The organism is Rhizobium laguerreae (genome assembly GCF_002008165.1).
GTDB classification, from domain to species: Bacteria; Pseudomonadota; Alphaproteobacteria; order Rhizobiales; family Rhizobiaceae; genus Rhizobium; species Rhizobium laguerreae.
The window spans coordinates 112,748-129,503 of sequence record NZ_MRDM01000010.1 but is presented as its reverse complement, the minus strand read 5'-3'; the positions used below and the strand labels follow the sequence as shown (position 1 = coordinate 129,503).

General features: G+C 62.1%; 15 protein-coding genes. 12 read left to right on the top strand and 3 right to left on the bottom strand.

From position 1 onward, the window contains the following. Nucleotides 1-15: 15 nt before the first annotated feature. On the top strand, nt 16-339 hold the full coding sequence (locus BS630_RS09015; RefSeq protein WP_003544342.1) for a YbaB/EbfC family nucleoid-associated protein: 324 nt from the start codon (nt 16-18) through the stop codon (nt 337-339). 25 nt (nt 340-364) lie between these two features. On the opposite strand, the gene BS630_RS09010 is transcribed toward BS630_RS09015, so the two are convergent. Next, a complete protein-coding gene (locus BS630_RS09010) occupies nt 365-994 on the bottom strand; it encodes an MOSC domain-containing protein (RefSeq protein ID WP_077977699.1) in 630 nt (209 codons plus the stop codon). Nucleotides 995-1,051: 57 nt separating this feature from the next. Between BS630_RS09010 and recR the strand changes: the two genes are divergently transcribed. Then, entirely contained in the window at nt 1,052-1,657 is a 606-nt protein-coding gene (gene recR / locus BS630_RS09005; RefSeq protein WP_077977148.1) for a recombination mediator RecR, read from the top strand. A 174-nt stretch (nt 1,658-1,831) separates the two neighbouring features. After that, nucleotides 1,832-3,103: a lytic murein transglycosylase gene (locus tag BS630_RS09000; protein WP_025396636.1), complete on the top strand. Its 1,272-nt coding sequence runs from the start codon at nt 1,832-1,834 to the stop codon at nt 3,101-3,103. 108 nt (nt 3,104-3,211) lie between these two features. Here the strand turns inward: BS630_RS09000 and BS630_RS08995 are convergent, their stop codons facing one another. Next, nucleotides 3,212-3,667 carry a GNAT family N-acetyltransferase gene (locus BS630_RS08995; RefSeq protein ID WP_020052338.1) on the bottom strand — a complete coding sequence of 152 codons (456 nt, stop codon included), beginning with the start codon at nt 3,665-3,667 and terminating at the stop codon, nt 3,212-3,214. A gap of 9 nt (nt 3,668-3,676) precedes the next feature. Continuing rightward, on the bottom strand, nt 3,677-5,356 hold the full coding sequence (locus tag BS630_RS08990; RefSeq protein ID WP_183594495.1) for an MFS transporter: 1,680 nt from the start codon (nt 5,354-5,356) through the stop codon (nt 3,677-3,679). A gap of 197 nt (nt 5,357-5,553) precedes the next feature. Between BS630_RS08990 and rimP the strand changes: the two genes are divergently transcribed. From rimP to pnp, 9 genes are all read left to right on the top strand, one after another. Then, nucleotides 5,554-6,159, top strand: coding sequence for a ribosome maturation factor RimP (rimP, locus tag BS630_RS08985; RefSeq protein WP_020052336.1), 606 nt, complete (start codon nt 5,554-5,556; stop codon nt 6,157-6,159). 59 nt (nt 6,160-6,218) lie between these two features. Beyond that, on the top strand, nt 6,219-7,820 hold the full coding sequence (gene nusA / locus BS630_RS08980) for a transcription termination factor NusA (protein WP_003555785.1): 1,602 nt from the start codon (nt 6,219-6,221) through the stop codon (nt 7,818-7,820). Next, nucleotides 7,817-8,509: an RNA-binding protein gene (locus tag BS630_RS08975; protein ID WP_170269392.1), complete on the top strand. Its 693-nt coding sequence runs from the start codon at nt 7,817-7,819 to the stop codon at nt 8,507-8,509. Before nusA ends, BS630_RS08975 begins: the two co-directional genes overlap by 4 nt. Nucleotides 8,510-8,610: 101 nt before the next feature. Next, entirely contained in the window at nt 8,611-11,364 is a 2,754-nt protein-coding gene (gene infB, locus BS630_RS08970; RefSeq protein ID WP_077977146.1) for a translation initiation factor IF-2, read from the top strand. Nucleotides 11,365-11,514: 150 nt separating this feature from the next. Then, nucleotides 11,515-11,919, top strand: a complete 405-nt coding sequence (gene rbfA, locus BS630_RS08965) for a 30S ribosome-binding factor RbfA (RefSeq protein ID WP_077977145.1) — start codon at nt 11,515-11,517, stop codon at nt 11,917-11,919. A 13-nt stretch (nt 11,920-11,932) separates the two neighbouring features. Further along, nucleotides 11,933-12,865, top strand: coding sequence for a tRNA pseudouridine(55) synthase TruB (gene truB / locus BS630_RS08960; protein ID WP_077977144.1), 933 nt, complete (start codon nt 11,933-11,935; stop codon nt 12,863-12,865). Nucleotides 12,866-12,961: 96 nt separating this feature from the next. Next, nucleotides 12,962-13,813, top strand: coding sequence for an alpha/beta fold hydrolase (locus BS630_RS08955; RefSeq protein WP_077977143.1), 852 nt, complete (start codon nt 12,962-12,964; stop codon nt 13,811-13,813). A 153-nt stretch (nt 13,814-13,966) separates the two neighbouring features. Beyond that, complete coding sequence (gene rpsO, locus BS630_RS08950; protein ID WP_003544317.1) at nt 13,967-14,236, top strand: 30S ribosomal protein S15; 270 nt, start codon at nt 13,967-13,969, stop codon at nt 14,234-14,236. A 348-nt stretch (nt 14,237-14,584) separates the two neighbouring features. Then, the gene (gene pnp / locus BS630_RS08945; RefSeq protein WP_077977697.1) at nt 14,585-16,723 is read left to right on the top strand and encodes a polyribonucleotide nucleotidyltransferase; all 2,139 of its coding nucleotides are present in this window, start codon (nt 14,585-14,587) and stop codon (nt 16,721-16,723) included. Nucleotides 16,724-16,756 lie beyond the last annotated feature (33 nt).

Genomic DNA, 16,756 nt, shown 5'->3' with positions numbered 1-16,756 from the left:
ACAAGGAGCGAGACGATGCGCGACATCATGGGCATGATGGGCAAAGTCAAGGAAATGCAGGCCAAGATGGAGCAGATGCAGGCGGAAATCGCCGAGCTCACGGCCGAAGGCAAAGCGGGCGGCGGTCTCGTCGCCGTGGTCATCACGGGCAAAGGCGAGCTGAAGAGCCTGAAGATCGATCCGTCGCTGTTCAAGGAAGACGATGTCGAGATCCTCGAGGACCTGATCGTCGCCGCCCACAAGGACGCCAAGGACAAGGCCGAGGCGCTCGCCGCCGAGAAGACCAAGGCGTTGACCGCCGGCCTGCCGATTCCGCCGGGCTTCAAGCTGCCGTTCTGAGGCGGCCCACATATCAAGGTGTGATCTAGTGCGCTTCGCCGGCTTGGGATTCCAGCATGGCCCGAAGCTTGCAGTGAATTGGGGCCGCGAGATATCGCGCACGATCTGCGCCCTGAAGCCTTCGGCCGAAGGTCTCCATTAGCTCGGGCATCGTAATCTTGTCTCCCGAAAAAGACGTGTATTCCATCGGCATCCCGGGCTCGACCACGCCGCCCCGGATGACGCGGCAATAGATGCCGGGACGGGCGGCGGCAGTGTAACGCTTGACGAATTTCGGATCGGCCATCCTGGCGGCGAAGGTGGCGCAGGGCATACGGCATGCCGTGACCTCGAGGATGAGATCGCCAGCGGCGAAGCGGTCGCCGACGGCGACGTCGCGATTGTCCAGATCTGATATCACCATGTTCTCGCCGAAAGTACCGGCCTCATAAGGCCTGCCGAGCTCGCTGCTCCACCAGTCGAGCGTCAGCGATCCCTCCACATAGACCGCCTGGTCGACGCCGCCATGGTGTTTGCGGTTGCAGATCGCATCGCCGACGAGACCTTCGGCGTCGATCATCACCGCGCCATTGACGGCGTGTTTGAAGATGCCGGTCTTGTAACTCTTGCCCGGTAGTCTTTCCGGATTGCCGGTGCACAGGGCCAGGATTTTCATGGGATGGCCGATCCTTCCACGATTCCGTTTTCGTTCCATATCAGTTAAGAACGGCGCATGGCAAAACGAGTCACCGGACCCGAAATCGAAAAACTCATCCAGCTTCTGGCGAAGGTGCCGGGCCTTGGGCCGCGCTCGGCGCGCCGGGCGGCACTGCATCTGATCAAGAAGAAGGACCAGCTGCTCGGCCCGCTGTCGAATGCGATGGGCGAGGCCTATGACAAGGTGAAGATCTGCTCGCGCTGCGGCAATGTCGATACGGTCGATCCCTGCATTGTCTGCACCGACGCGCAACGCGATCAATCCGTCATCATCGTCGTCGAGGACGTATCGGATCTCTGGGCGCTGGAGCGGGCAGGCGCGATGAACGCCGCCTATCACGTGCTCGGCGGCACGCTGTCGCCGCTCGACGGGGTCGGTCCTGACGATCTCAACATTCGCGGGCTGATCGACCGGGTCGGCGAAGGCGGCATCCGGGAGTTGATCATCGCGGTCAATGCCACGGTCGAGGGACAGACGACGGCGCATTATATCACCGACCAATTGCAGGGGCTCGACGTGAAGATCACGCGGCTGGCGCATGGCGTGCCTGTCGGCGGCGAGCTCGACTATCTCGACGAGGGCACGCTTGCGGCGGCACTTCGGGCGCGGACGGTGATATAGGGAGGCTTGCGTATGTTGCATCACACCCCCCTCTGCCCTGCCGGGCATCTCTCCCACAAGGGGGGAGATCACAAGCGGCTTTGGTTTCCCGCTTCATTGTCAGTTTGCCGCGCAGAAACGTCGATTGTCGGCGGAAACTTCTGCGCCCAGCCAATCTCCCCACCTGTGGGGGAGATGCCCGGCAGGGCAGAGGGGGGTGTTCCACGGCGGCTGCGGATATTCGCATTCGCTTTAACGGCAGCTCTCCTGCCCCTCTCCTGTTACGCGGCCCCTTCGAAAGCCGATGTCGAGGTGCAGTTCGAAAAATGGGTGCAGGCCGACCTCTGGCCGGAGGCGAAGGCGAACGGCATTTCGGAGAAGGTCTTTCAAGCCGCTTTCTCCGGCATCACGCTGAACTGGAACCTGCCCGATCTCGCCCCGCCCGGTTTCCCGCCACCGAAGGAGCAGAAGCAGACGCAGGCCGAATTTTCCTCGCCCGCTCCCTATTTCAACGAGGACCAGCTGAAGAAGCTTGCCGCAACGGGACGCGGCTTTGCCGCCCAGTATGGCTCGACGCTGAAGCGGATCGAAAAGACCTATGGCGTGCCGGGCTCGATCGTGCTGGCCATTTGGGGCCGTGAGACCGGCTTCGGTGCGGCGAAGATCCCGAATTCGGCGATCGAGGTGCTGGCGACCAAGGCCTTCATGTCGACGCGCAAGGAGATGTTCCGCACCGAGCTGGTGGCCGCACTCCATATTCTCGACGGCGGCGACGTCACACCTGCCGAGTTCAAGGGTTCGTGGGCGGGCGCGCTCGGCCAGCCGCAGTTCATGCCGACGAGCTATCTGAAATATGCGGTGGATTTCGATGGTGACGGTCACCGCAATATCTGGACCTCGGTGCCCGATACGCTCGCCTCGATCGCCAATTACCTGCTCAAGAAAGGCTGGCAGCGCAACCGCGACTGGGGCTTCGAGGTGTCGATACCGGAGGCGGTCTCCTGCGCACAGGAGGGACCCGATCTGGCAAAGCCGCTGTCGCACTGGGCCTCGCTCGGCATCGACCGCATCTCCGGCAAGGGCTTTCCCTCCGGCGAAATGAAGGCTGATGGCATGATGCTGGTTCCGGCCGGCCGCGACGGACCGGAATTCATCGTCACGCCGAATTTCTACATCATCAAGGAATACAATAATTCCGATCTCTACGCGCTTTATATCGGCAATCTTGCCGACCGGATCGCCTATAATGGCGGCGCCTTCCAGGGCCGGTGGGGCGATGTCGGCAAGATGTTGCGCTCGGACGTCGCCGCCATGCAGAAGGCGCTGGAACGGCAGGGCTATGATGTCGGCGGTTCCGACGGTCTGCCGGGCTACAAGACCCGGCGCTCGATCGGCCAGTGGCAGGCAAAGAACGGCATGAAGCCGACATGCTTTCCCGAGGCGACGATGAAGGGCAAGCTGAAGTAATCGGCTTTAGAGCGGTTCAGCTTTTCATGGACACGCCGAACCGCTCTAACCTTTTGTTTTGACGCAATTCCGGACGGAAAACCGCTTCGCACCTTTCCTGGAATTGCTCTAGAGAGTGCGTTTCAGCCCTTCATGGCTTGCAACGAAACCGAGCCTCTCGTAGAAGCGGATCGCATCCTGTCGCGCCTTGTCCGATGTCAGCTGCACCAAGCCGCAGCCGCGCTCGGCGCACTGAGCAATCGCCCATTCGATGAATTGCGCGCCGAGGCCCGAGCCGCGAAGATCCCTTGCCACACGCACGCTTTCGATCTGGCCGCGCCACATGCCCGTCCTCGAGAGGCCGGGAAGAAAGCTCAGTTGCAGACTGCCCACGACCTGGTCGGCCGCATCGGTCGCGACAGCCAACAACTGGTTGGCATCCGCCTCGATCGCGGCGAAGGCCGAGAGATAACGTGCATCGACGGGATCGGAGACGATTTCTCTGGCGCCGCCGAGATCGTCATCGCCAAGAAGCCGGACGATGGCGGCAAGATCGGATAGGCGGGCGAGCCTGAAATTATGCATTGACTGTTCTCAATGATGCAGGTCGATCGGCGCTTTGTGGAAGACATCGTCACCTGGCGCAATGGCCTGGCGCTCGATCATGCGGTGAACATGAGGCGGACCTTCGCCGCGATGGAGCGCGCGCAGCCTGTCGATATTTTCGGCATCGGCCTGCGTACGCCGCTGGTTGTGTCTTATATATTCGACCCATGTCGGCGTATGATAGGTCTCCGTCCACAGCCCCGGATTTTCAAGATCGCGCATCAGCGCCCAATTGCGGGCGCCGTCGCGGATGCGGATGCGGCGGCGCTCGCCCATCAGCGCCATGAATTCCGCAAGGTCCTCATCGGCAATCTCGTAATCGACCTGGATGACGATCGGGCCGCTGCGCGGCGTGATGTCGAGACTGAGGGCCGGTTCGGTGAAGCGGTTCAGCGGATCGAGGTTGAGCGAGGCGAAGGCCGGCATGGAAAACCGCAGGCCGATCGCAATGCCGAGCAGCATGACGACGGATGACATCAGCAGCGCATCGGCGACGCCGTAGCGATCCGCGGCAACGCCCCACAGCCAGCTGCCGCCGGCGATGCCGCCGAAGGTGACGGTCTGATAAAGCGACAGCGCCCGGCCGACTACCCAACGCGGCGTCGAAAGCTGAACGATGGTGTTGAACAGCGATAGTGCAGAGACCCAGCAGGCGCCGGAAACGAGCAGCCCGGCTGAGGTCAAGACGGCGCTCGGGCTCACGGCTGCAATGACCGCGCTCAATGCGAAGCCGGCAAAGGAGAGGCGGATGATCATCTCGCTGGAAAGCACCTGGCGGAGCCTGGCATTCAGCACCGCGCCGCCAATCGCGCCGATGCCGAAGGCGCCGAGCATGAAACCATAGGTCAGCGGGCCGCCGGCAACGAGATCGAGGGCGACGACCGGCAGCAGCGCCAGCATCGAACTGGCGCCGATGCCGAAGAGCAGTCCCCTGACCAGGACCTTTTCGAGATTGGGCGACATCGAGACATAACGCAGGCCGGCAAAGATGGCGCTGCCGAGCGCCTCTCGCGGCAGGGTCGAGACGGGCGCGGCTGGCCGCCAGCGCAGCAGGGCGTAGATCAGGGCGAGGTAACTCAGCGTATTCACCGCGAAGGCCGCGGCCGCGCCGGCAGCGGCGACGATGACGCCGCCGATCGCCGGGCCGACGCTGCGGGTGATGTTGAAACCCATGCTGTTCAGCGTGACCGCTGCCGGCAGATCGGCACGCGGCACCATATCGCCGACCGAGGCCTGCCAGGAGGGATTGTTGAGCGCGGTGCCGCAGCCGATCAGGAAGGTGAAGAAGAGCAGCAGCCAGGGCGTGATCCAGCCGAGCAGGGCTGAGGCCGTCAGTAGCGCCGAGACGGTGAGCATCATGCACTGCGCCGTCAGCATGACCCGGCGGCGGTCATAATTGTCGGCGAGCGCACCCGATATCAGCGAAAACAGCATGATCGGCAGCGCCGTCGAGGTCTGCACCAGCGCCACCATGTCCTCCGAGGCGGTGATCGTCGTCATCATCCAGGCCGCACCGACTGCCTGGATCAGGCCGCCGAAATTCGAGGAAAGGCTCGCGAACCAGATGGTGCGGTAGGTATCGTGCCGCAAAGGCGCCAATGTCGACGAAGTGTAGGCCACGATTTCTCCCGCTTTTGTTATTGCGCGCCAGCGGCAATATATGCGCAAGACAGGCGCCGGCCATAGTCCTCATCACGCGCGGCAAGCGAATTGGCCGAATCGGTCGGGGACCTTGCAATTTCGGAAAAACCCGACTATATGCCTCTCAAATTCTTGATCGCTTGATGAAGAGTGGGCCGCAAGGACCCGCTCTTTTTTATTAGCGCGATCGCCGAAAAAGCATGAAATTGCGAGGAGCGCACCGCTTGTCGGATCTGACAAACGCAGACAATGAACGTGAGCCGCGGCTGATTACCGAAACCGGGCTCGACCAGCGTCTTGCCGATATCATCGAACCCGTTCTCGTCGATCTGGGCTTCCGCCTTATCCGCGTCCGCATGATGAACCAGAACGGTGCGACGATGCAGGTCATGGCCGAACGCAACGACGGCACGATGACGGTTCAGGATTGCGAAGAAGTCTCGATGGCGATTTCTCCCGTCCTCGATGTGGAAGATCCGGTCGATAAAGAGTATCATCTGGAAGTGTCTTCGCCCGGCATCGACCGTCCGATGGTACGGAAATCCGATTTCGTCCGCTGGCAGGGCCACCTTGTGAAATGCGAGACGTCGATCTTGATCGACAATCGCAAGCGCTTCCGCGGCAAGATCGTCGAGGCAGGCACAGATGGTTTCACGCTCGAGCGTGACCAGGTCGCCTATGGGGAAGAGCAGAAGGTCACTATTCCCTTCACGGCGCTTAGCGATGCGAAGCTCATTCTGACCGACGACCTGATCCGCGACGCGTTGCGCGCCGACAAGCTGGCGAAAGCCCAGGCCGCCAACCAGAACGAAGCCGACGACGAAGAATAACCGATCAACAGACCGCTCCAGGGACGGGAACCCTGGAGTAAAGACGGAGAAACAAGACAATGGCAGTCAGTGCGAACCGGCTCGAACTTCTGCAGATCGCAGATGCAGTGGCGCGCGAAAAAGTCATCGACCGCGAGATCGTGCTGGCCGCAATGGCCGATGCCATCCAGAAGGCGGCACGCTCCCGTTACGGCACCGAGTCCAACATCCGGGCCGACATCAATCCGAAGACCGGCGAAATCCGCCTGCAGCGCCTGCTCGAAGTCGTCGAGAAGGCCGAGGATTATTCGACGCAGATCCCGCTGGAGCTTGCCCGCGACCGCAACCCGGACGCCGCACTCGGCGACTTCATCGCCGATCCGCTGCCGCCGATGGATTTCGGTCGCATCGCCGCTCAGTCGGCCAAGCAGGTGATCGTGCAGAAGGTGCGTGAAGCTGAGCGCGACCGCCAGTTCGACGAATTCAAGGATCGCGTCGGCGAAATCGTCAACGGTACCGTCAAGCGCGTCGAATACGGCAACGTCATCGTCGATCTCGGCCGTGGCGAAGGCATTATCCGCCGCGACGAAATGATCCCGCGCGAAAACGTCCGCTATGGCGATCGCGTCCGTGCCTATGTCTATGATGTCCGTCGCGAGCAGCGCGGCCCGCAGATCTTCCTGTCGCGCACGCATCCGCAATTCATGGTGAAGCTCTTCACCATGGAAGTGCCGGAGATCTACGACGGCATCATCCAGGTGAAGTCGGTCGCCCGCGACCCGGGTTCTCGCGCCAAGATCGCGGTGATCTCGAACGACAGTTCGATCGATCCGGTCGGCGCCTGCGTCGGTATGCGCGGCTCACGCGTTCAGGCCGTCGTCGGCGAGCTTCAGGGCGAGAAGATCGACATCATTCCGTGGAGCCAAGATCCGGCGACCTTCGTCGTCAACGCCCTGCAGCCGGCCGAAGTCGCCAAGGTCGTTCTCGACGAGGATGCCGAGCGTATCGAAGTCGTCGTTCCCGACGAGCAGCTGTCGCTTGCGATCGGCCGCCGCGGCCAGAACGTCCGCCTCGCTTCGCAGCTCACCGGCTGGGATATCGACATCATGACGGAGGCCGAGGAATCGGAACGCCGCCAGAAGGAATTCAACGAGCGCACCAACCTATTCATGGATTCGCTTGATGTCGACGAGATGGTCGGCCAGGTTCTGGCTTCGGAAGGTTTTGCCGCGGTTGAAGAACTGGCTTATGTCGATCTCGACGAAATCTCGTCGATCGACGGTTTCGACGAGGAGACGGCGCAGGAAATCCAGCAGCGCGCCCGCGAATTCCTCGAACGTCTCGAAGCCGAGATGGACGAGAAGCGCAAGGCGCTCGGTGTTCAGGACGAACTGCGTGAAATCAACGGCATGACCGCCCAGATGATGGTGGCGCTCGGCGAAGACGGCATCAAGACGATCGAGGACTTTGCCGGCTGCGCCGCCGACGATCTCGTCGGCTGGTCGGAACGCAAGAACGGCGAAACGAAGAAGTTCGAGGGCCTGTTCTCGAAGTTCGACGTCTCGCGCGTCGAAGCAGAACAGATGATCGTCCAGGCCCGCCTTTCGGCCGGCTGGATCACGCAAGAGGACCTGGCGAAGGGGACCGAAGAAGAGGTCACCGAAGCCGAACAAGAAGCATGATGACCGCGCATGAACCGGACGCTCCTCTCGAGGACGACGATCTTGCAGGTTATGACGTGAACGGACGCATGTGCATCGTGACGCGCGAAAGCGGATCGCCGGAAGAGCTGATCCGCTTCGTCGCCGCTCCCGATGGAACAGTTGTCGCCGATCTGAAGCGCGAGCTTCCGGGACGCGGATGCTGGGTGAAGATCGACCGGTCGCTGGTCGACAGGGCGGTGGCGAAGAAGCTCTTCGCCCGCGCGCTGAAGACGGATGTGAAGGCGGCGGACGATCTCGGCGCGAGTGTCGATCGGCTGCTCGCGGCGCAATTGATGCAGATGATGAACATGGCGCGGAAGGCCGGCCAGTTTGTCAGCGGGTCCTCGAAAGTGGATGCCGCGGTCAGAAGCGGAGCAGCCCTTGCGGTGTTCCACTCGACTGGCGCAGCGGACGACGGCGTCCGGAAAATCGACCAGGCCCGCAAGGCCTGGCACCTCGGAATGGAGACCGAGGAGGAGATACCTTCCTTCCGTCTCTTCTCGGAGAGCGAAATGGAAGGCCTGATGGGCCAGAATGCTTTTATCCATGCCGCAGTGCTTGCAGGGCAGGCGGGTGAAGGTGTAGTGAAGCGCGCAAAGATGCTCGAACAGTACCGTAATGGCGGTCAGTCCCGGGCAGCGGGCGGCGCTGGCCGGCAAAAACAATGAGGCGGTCACCGGCATCGGCCGGTCCCATACTCATTGATCGACAGTATTGAACGACAGGGTCTGATCTAGTTATCGCTCCCTGTCCGAAGGAACGGGAACGAATGACTGATAGTAACGACGACAAGACAATCAGCGTAGCGGGCAAAAAGACACTCACCCTGAAACCATCGGGGATGAGCCAGGGCACCGTTCGCCAGGATATGGGTCGAGGTCGCACCAAGGCGGTCGTCGTCGAGACCCGTAAGCGGCGTCCGATGCGCCCGGAAGACGAAAAGCCGATCACGCCCGTCGCTCCGGCGGCCCCCGTGCGCGCAGCCGAACCGGCGCCCGCACCCGTGCAGGCGCGTCCGCAACAGCCGACGCCGGCTCCGCGGGTCCAGCAGGGCAACAACAACCAGACGAACCAGCGTCCGCCGCAGCAGTCTCACCAGCCGCCGCGCCAGAACGATCGTCCGCGCCCGGTGGTGCTGAACCATCTGTCGCCGGAAGAGATGGATGCCCGCCGCCGCGCGCTTGCCGACTCCCAGGCGCGTGACGCCCAGGATGCGATCCGCCGCGCCGAGGAAGAAAAGCGCCGTGCCGCCGAAGAGGTTGTCCGCAAGGCAGCCGAAGCGGAAGACGCTGCCCGCAGGGCCGCTGAAGAGGCTATCCGGCAGGCTGAGGCACCCGCTGTTGCTGAATCCGCAGCCGCAGAACCGGCTCCGGCCGAAGCACGCACCGATGCGGCACGGCCGCAGCAGCCTGCATCGTCGGCACCGGCCGCACGCCGTCCCGATGCGGCTGGAGCACCTGCTGCCCGTCCGGCACCCGGCGCTGCCGTCCCCGGCGCCGTTCGCGGCCGTCGTGACGAAAAGGAAGAAGACGATCGTGGCGCAGCGCGCGGCGGTCCCGTCCGTGGCCGCGTCGTTCGCCCGGAACCCGCAAAGCCGGTCACGACTCGTCCGAAGACGGATGAAGAGCGCCGTCGCGGCAAGTTGACGATCACCACTGCCAACGTCGACGGCGAGGACAATGCCCGCGGTCGTTCTCTCTCGGCGATGCGTCGCCGGCAGGAGAAGTTCCGCCGCGGTCAGATGCAGGAAACCCGCGAGAAGATCTCCCGCGAAGTGATTCTGCCCGAGACCATCACCATTCAGGAACTGTCGCAGCGCATGTCCGAACGCGCCGTCGACGTCATCAAGTACCTGATGAAGGAAGGTCAGATGATGAAGCCGGGCGACGTCATCGACGCCGACCTCGCCGAAATCATCGCCGGCGAATTCGGCCATACGGTCAGGCGCGTGTCGGAATCCGACGTCGAACTCGGGATCTTCAACGTGTCCGACGACGATGGCGAACTGGTTTCCCGTCCGCCCGTCGTTACCATCATGGGCCATGTCGACCACGGCAAGACCTCGCTGCTCGACGCCATCCGCCATGCCAACGTGGTCTCCGGCGAAGCCGGTGGCATCACCCAGCATATCGGCGCCTATCAGGTGGAGCAGAACGGTCAGAAGATCACCTTCATCGATACGCCCGGCCACGCCGCCTTCACGGCAATGCGTGCCCGCGGTGCGCAGGCGACCGATATCGCGATCCTGGTCGTCGCAGCCGACGACAGCGTGATGCCGCAGACGATCGAATCGATCAACCACGCCAAGGCGGCTGGTGTTCCGATCATCGTGGCGATCAACAAGGTCGACAAGCACGAGGCTGATCCGCAGAAGGTCCGCAACCAGCTGCTGCAGCACGAAGTCTTCGTGGAATCCATGGGCGGTGAAGTGCTTGACGTCGAGGTTTCGGCCAAGACCGGCAAAAACCTCGACAAGCTGCTCGAGGCGATCCTGCTACAGGCGGAAATTCTCGATCTCAAGGCGAATGCGAACCGGACCGCCGAAGGCACTGTCATCGAAGCCCAGCTCGATCGTGGCCGTGGTTCCGTCGCGACCGTGCTCGTCCAGAAAGGTACGCTGCGTCCAGGCCAGATCATCGTCGCCGGCGATGTCTGGGGCCGCGTGCGCGCTCTCGTCACCGACAAGGGCGACCATGTGAAAGAAGCAGGTCCGGCAACGCCGGTCGAGGTTCTCGGTCTTTCCGGCACGCCGCAGGCCGGCGACAAGTTCGCCGTCGTCGAAAGCGAAAGCCGCGCCCGCGAAATCTCGGAATATCGTCAGCGTCTGGCCCGCGACAAGGCGGCTGCCCGCCAGTCGGGACAGCGCGGTTCGCTGGAACAGATGATGATGCAGCGCCAAAGCGTCGGCATCAAGGAGTTCCCGCTGGTCATCAAGGGTGACGTGCAGGGCTCGATCGAAGCGATTGCCGGCGCACTGGAGAAGCTCGGCACCGACGAAGTTCGCGCCCGCATCGTCCATTCGGGCGCCGGCGGCATCACCGAGTCGGATATCTCGCTCGCCGAAGCCTCGAACGCGGCCATCATCGGCTTCAACGTTCGTGCGAATACGCAGGCACGCCAGTTCGCCGAACGCGAAGGCATCGAAATCCGCTACTACAACATCATCTACGATCTCGTGGATGACGTGAAGGCAGCGATGTCGGGCCTCCTGTCTCCGGAACGGCGCGAAACCTTCATCGGCAATGCCGAAATCCTCGAGGTGTTCAACATCACCAAGGTCGGCAAGGTCGCGGGTTGCCGTGTCGTCGAAGGCAAGGTCGAACGTGGTGCCGGCGTCCGCCTCATCCGCAACGACGTCGTCGTTCACGAAGGCAAACTCAAGACGCTCAAGCGCTTCAAGGACGAAGTGTCCGAAGTGCCGATGGGTCAGGAATGCGGCATGGCCTTCGAAAACTACGAAGACATGCGCGCCGGCGACGTCATCGAGTGCTTCCGCGTCGAGCACATCACGCGCACGCTCTAAACAGCTGCGCCTGAACTTTTCCGAAAGCCATCCGCCAGCCGGCGGATGGCTTTCGGGTTCCTGCCGACTTGACCTTTTCGGCCAAAAGAGTCATGGACGCTCTCCTTTGACGGGTTCGATTCCCAGCCGCATCGGCAAATAGAGATAACAATGACCAGACCAACTTCTTCCGCGCCTTCGCAGCGCATGCTGCGCATTGGCGAACAGGTTCGCGCCGCTCTCACCCAAGTGCTGCAGCGCGGCGAAGTGCGTGACGAAATCATCGAGGCGACCGTGATCTCGATCTCGGAAGTGCGCATGTCGCCGGACCTCAAGATCGCCACCGCCTATGTGACGCCGCTCGGCGTTTCCGACCACAGCATTGTCATCCAGGCGTTGAACCGTCATGCAAGGTTCATCCGTGGCCGGCTCGGGCCGCAGCTTCGGCAGATGAAATACATGCCGGAGGTGCGCTTCCGCGACGATACCAGCTTCGACAACTACAAGAAGATCGACGAGCTGCTGCGGTCGCCCGAGGTGAGCCGCGACCTCGACGGCGATAATGACGAACAATAAACAGAAGAGACGCATGTCCAAACCACGCAAACCCAAGGGCCGGCCGATTTCCGGCTGGCTGATCCTCGACAAGCCGGTGGATTTCGGCTCGACGGAAGCCGTCTCCAAGATCAAGTGGCTCTATAAGGCTGAGAAGGCCGGTCATGCCGGCACGCTCGATCCGCTCGCCTCCGGCATGCTGCCGATCGCGCTCGGCGACGCGACGAAGACCGTCCCCTACGTGATGGACGGCCGCAAGATCTATGAATTCACGGTGAGCTGGGGCGAGGAGCGCGCGACCGACGATCTCGAGGGCGAAGTGACCAAGAGTTCGGACAAACGCCCGAGCGAACAGCAGATCCGCGATATCCTGTCTGGATATATCGGCACGATCAGCCAGGTGCCGCCGCAGTTTTCCGCGATCAAGATCGCAGGTGAACGCGCCTATGATCTGGCGCGCGAAGGCGAAACCGTCGAAATCCCCTCGCGTGAGGTCGATATCTTCCGGCTGACCTTGCTCGCCTGCCCGGACGCCGATAGCGCGCATTTCGAAGTGGAATGCGGCAAGGGCACCTATGTCAGGGCGCTGGCGCGTGATTTCGGCCGCGAGCTCGGCTGCTACGGCCATGTGTCCGGGCTGCGGCGCACCTTCGTCGCGCCTTTCGCGGAAGAGGCCATGGTGCCGCTCGCGGATCTCGTGGCACTGGAAGCGATCGAGGATATGGACGAGCGGCTGGCGGCCCTCGACGCGCTGCTGATCAACACCTGCGAAGCGCTGTCCTCCCTGCCCCATCTCGTCATCAACGATGACCAGGCGCACCGGTTGAAGATGGGCAACCCGATCCTGGTGCGTGGCCGCGATGCGCCGGTTGCCGAAAGCGAAGCTTATGCGACGGCCCGCGGCAAGCTGATCGCGATCGGCGAGATCGGCCAGGGCGAGTTCCGCCCGAAGCGGGTTTTCGCCTGAGCCTATCTGGGTTTCTGACAACGACAGCGATTGTCAGCCGGTCGCGATGCGATATCTTCCCTGTTGGGCCATGGGGGCCTGACAGAGGGAAAGATCATGCGCGGAACTGCTATCGGAATCCTGACGTTCTTTTCGATGTTTCTCGCCGCCGCCGGCGCTCGATCCGCCGAGCGCTGGGCCGAGCTTCCGGCCTTTCCTTCGATGCCGGCGGCAAAAACGAGCGGCATGGCCGATGTGAACGACATCAGGATGTATTACGCCGAATATGGCGAAGGCGACCCCATCCTGTTCATTCATGGCGGTCTTGGAAATGCCGAGGTCTGGGGTCACCAGGTCGCCGATTTTGCGAGGGATCATCGGGTCATCGTTGCCGACAGCCGCGGACATGGGCGCTCGACGCGCAGCCAGCAGCCCTTCGGTTACGATCTGATGACGTCTGACTACGTCGCCCTTCTCGACTATCTGAAGATCGACAAGGTGACACTTGTGGGATGGTCGGACGGCGGCATCATCGGCATCGACATGGCGATGAAAAATCCGGAGAAGCTGACGCGCGTCATTGCCCAGGCCGCCAACGTCACGACCGACGGCGTCAAGGCCGACGTGATGAACAACAAGACCTTCAACGACTACATCAACGTCGCCGGCGACTATTACCGGAAACTGTCGCCGACGCCGAACGAGTACGACGCCTTCGTCAAACAGATTTCCCACATGTGGGAGACCCAGCCGGCCTGGACGGCAGCGGATCTTGGAAAGATCGCGGTGCCGGTCACGCTCGCCATCGGCGACCATGACGAGGCGGTGAAGCTCGACCATACGGAGATGATGGCAAAAGACATTCCGGGCGCCAAGCTCGTGATCCTGAAAGACGCCAGCCATTTCGCCATGCTGCAGGATCCGACGGGTTACGATGCGATGATCCGGGACGCCATGGCGGGCCGCTGAAAACCGCTGCTGGAGCTCCCCTCTTTCCATTGCTGCTTATTTGGTTTATAGGCAGCGCCAGCGTCAGGTTTGCCTGCTCGCATTCACGGCCAAAGCTGGACGACATCCCGGCTTTTGGCGACTTTATCTCCTCCTCTTAGAAAGGATCACCCGATGTCGATCACTGCTGAGCGCAAGTCTGCGCTGATCAAGGAATATGCGACCGTTGAAGGCGATACCGGTTCTCCGGAAGTCCAGGTCGCGATCCTGACCGAACGCATCAACAACCTGACCGAACACTTCAAGGACCACAAGAAGGATAACCATTCCCGCCGTGGCCTGTTGACGATGGTTTCGAGCCGCCGCTCGCTTCTTGATTATCTCAAGAAGAAGGATGAGGGCCGCTATTCCAAGCTGATCACCAGCCTGGGTATCCGCCGCTAAGATTGTCCGGCGGGCGCTTTTCGAGCGCCCGCCGGATGTGTTTCGGGACACGGCTCCCGATGAAATGTTCCAGCCGCGCCCTATCTTTTAGCGGTGGAAAGACCGGCAGACCCGGATGGGCCGGTTCTGCCAAACCAACCGTTGACCTGTCATGGGGCAGGATTGCCGGATGCTTTCGGCCAAGGCTTGTCAATGAGCTTTGGCCCGGTTTCTCAGGAACGCCTGAGGAAACCGAGGATGAAAAGCCTCCCGTTGTCTTGCCCGTGATACGTCACATTGATTGCGGTCGACTGTGCGCTGCGCCTTGATATCGGCGATGGCGCGTGCTCCCGCATTGAAGGACAAGACATGTTTGATACACACACAGTCGAAATCGAGTGGGCCGGCCGCCCGCTGAAGCTCGAAACCGGCAAGATCGCCCGTCAGGCCGACGGCGCGGTTCTCGCCACCTACGGCGAAACCGTCGTTCTCGCCACCGTCGTCTCGGCCAAGGCGCCGAAGGCCGGCCAGGACTTCTTTCCGCTCACCGTCAACTACCAGGAAAAGACCTATGCGGCCGGCAAGATTCCCGGCGGCTATTTCAAGCGCGAAGGCCGTCCGAGCGAAAAGGAAACCCTCGTTTCCCGCCTGATCGACCGCCCGATCCGCCCGCTTTTCCCTGAGGGCTACAAGAACGACACGCAGGTTGTCGTCACCGTTATCCAGCATGACCTCGAAAACGACCCGGACATCTTGTCGATGGTCGCTACCTCGGCAGCGCTGACGCTGTCCGGCGTTCCCTTCATGGGCCCGGTCGGCGGTGCACGCGTCGGCTACATCAACGGCGAATACGTTCTCAACCCGCATCTCGACGAGATGGACGAATCGAGCCTCGACCTCGTCGTCGCCGGCACCTACGACGCCGTGCTGATGGTGGAATCCGAAGCCAAGGAACTTAACGAAGACGTCATGCTCGGCGCCGTCATGTTCGGCCACAGGGGCTTCCAGCCGGTCCTCGACGCGATCATCAAGCTCGCCGAAGTGGCCGCCAAGGAGCCGCGCGACTTCCAGCCGGCAGACTACTCCGCTCTCGAAACCGAAATGCTCGGCCTTGCCGAAGTTGAACTTCGCGAAGCCTACAAGATCACCCAGAAGGCCGACCGCTACGCCGCCGTCGACGCCGTCAAGGCGAAGGTGAAGGCGCACTTCCTCCCCGAGGAAGGCGAAGCCCGGTACACGGCCGAAGAAGTCGGCGCGATCTTCAAGCATCTGCAGGCGAAGATCGTCCGCTGGAATATCCTCGACACCAAGAGCCGCATCGACGGCCGCAACCTCGAAACCGTCCGTCCGATCGTTTCGGAAGTCGGTCTTCTGCCGCGCACCCACGGTTCGGCGCTCTTCACCCGCGGCGAAACCCAGGCGATCGTGGTTGCCACCCTCGGCACCGGCGAAGACGAGCAGTATGTCGACAGCCTGACGGGCATGTACAAGGAGCGCTTCCTGCTCCATTACAACTTCCCTCCCTACTCGGTTGGCGAGACCGGCCGCATGGGCTCCCCGGGTCGCCGCGAAATCGGCCACGGCAAGCTCGCATGGCGCGCGATCCGTCCGATGCTGCCGACGCCTGAGCAGTTCCCCTACACGCTGCGCGTCGTCTCCGAGATCACCGAGTCGAACGGCTCGTCCTCGATGGCGACCGTCTGCGGTACCTCACTCGCTCTGATGGACGCCGGCGTTCCGCTGGCAAAGCCGGTTGCCGGTATCGCCATGGGTCTGATCCTGGAAGGCGATCGCTTCGCTGTCCTCTCCGACATTCTCGGTGACGAAGACCACCTCGGCGATATGGACTTCAAGGTCGCCGGTACCGCCGACGGCATCACCTCGCTGCAGATGGACATCAAGATCACCGGCATCACCGAAGAGATCATGAAGGTCGCCCTTGGCCAGGCCCAGGGCGGTCGTGTCCACATCCTCGGCGAAATGTCCAAGGCGATCACCGAAAGCCGCGGCCAGCTCGGCGAATTCGCTCCGCGCATCGAAGTCATGAACATCCCGGTCGACAAGATCCGTGAAGTCATCGGCTCCGGCGGCAAGGTCATTCGCGAAATCGTCGAAAAGACCGGCGCGAAGATCAACATCGAGGATGACGGCACCGTCAAGATCGCCTCGTCCTCGGGCAAGGAGATCGAAGCGGCCCGCAAGTGGATCCACTCGATCGTCGCCGAGCCTGAGATCGGCCAGGTCTACGAAGGCACGGTCGTCAAGACCGCCGACTTCGGCGCCTTCGTCAACTTCTTCGGCGCCCGTGACGGCCTCGTCCACATCTCGCAGCTTGCTTCCGAGCGTGTTGCCAAGACGCAGGACGTCGTCAAGGAAGGCGACAAGGTCTGGGTCAAGCTGCTCGGCTTCGACGAACGCGGCAAGGTTCGCCTGTCGATGAAGGTCGTCGACCAGGCCACCGGCCAGGAAATCCCGAACGAGAAGAAGAAGGAAGAAGCGGCCGAATAAGCCGCCTTCCAAATTTGCTACCGGGCGCGGGAA

What these genes read in the sequence shown, in the direction of transcription:
- BS630_RS09015 (WP_003544342.1), top strand. Translation starts at nt 16, where the DNA reads ATGCGCGACATCATGGGCATGATGGGCAAAGTCAAGGAAATGCAGGCC.
- BS630_RS09010 (WP_077977699.1), bottom strand. Translation starts at nt 994, where the DNA reads ATGAAAATCCTGGCCCTGTGCACCGGCAATCCGGAAAGACTACCGGGC.
- recR (WP_077977148.1), top strand. Translation starts at nt 1,052, where the DNA reads ATGGCAAAACGAGTCACCGGACCCGAAATCGAAAAACTCATCCAGCTT.
- BS630_RS09000 (WP_025396636.1), top strand. Translation starts at nt 1,832, where the DNA reads ATGCCCGGCAGGGCAGAGGGGGGTGTTCCACGGCGGCTGCGGATATTC.
- BS630_RS08995 (WP_020052338.1), bottom strand. Translation starts at nt 3,667, where the DNA reads ATGCATAATTTCAGGCTCGCCCGCCTATCCGATCTTGCCGCCATCGTC.
- nusA (WP_003555785.1), top strand. Translation starts at nt 6,219, where the DNA reads ATGGCAGTCAGTGCGAACCGGCTCGAACTTCTGCAGATCGCAGATGCA.
- BS630_RS08975 (WP_170269392.1), top strand. Translation starts at nt 7,817, where the DNA reads ATGATGACCGCGCATGAACCGGACGCTCCTCTCGAGGACGACGATCTT.
- infB (WP_077977146.1), top strand. Translation starts at nt 8,611, where the DNA reads ATGACTGATAGTAACGACGACAAGACAATCAGCGTAGCGGGCAAAAAG.
- rbfA (WP_077977145.1), top strand. Translation starts at nt 11,515, where the DNA reads ATGACCAGACCAACTTCTTCCGCGCCTTCGCAGCGCATGCTGCGCATT.
- truB (WP_077977144.1), top strand. Translation starts at nt 11,933, where the DNA reads ATGTCCAAACCACGCAAACCCAAGGGCCGGCCGATTTCCGGCTGGCTG.
- BS630_RS08955 (WP_077977143.1), top strand. Translation starts at nt 12,962, where the DNA reads ATGCGCGGAACTGCTATCGGAATCCTGACGTTCTTTTCGATGTTTCTC.
- rpsO (WP_003544317.1), top strand. Translation starts at nt 13,967, where the DNA reads ATGTCGATCACTGCTGAGCGCAAGTCTGCGCTGATCAAGGAATATGCG.
- pnp (WP_077977697.1), top strand. Translation starts at nt 14,585, where the DNA reads ATGTTTGATACACACACAGTCGAAATCGAGTGGGCCGGCCGCCCGCTG.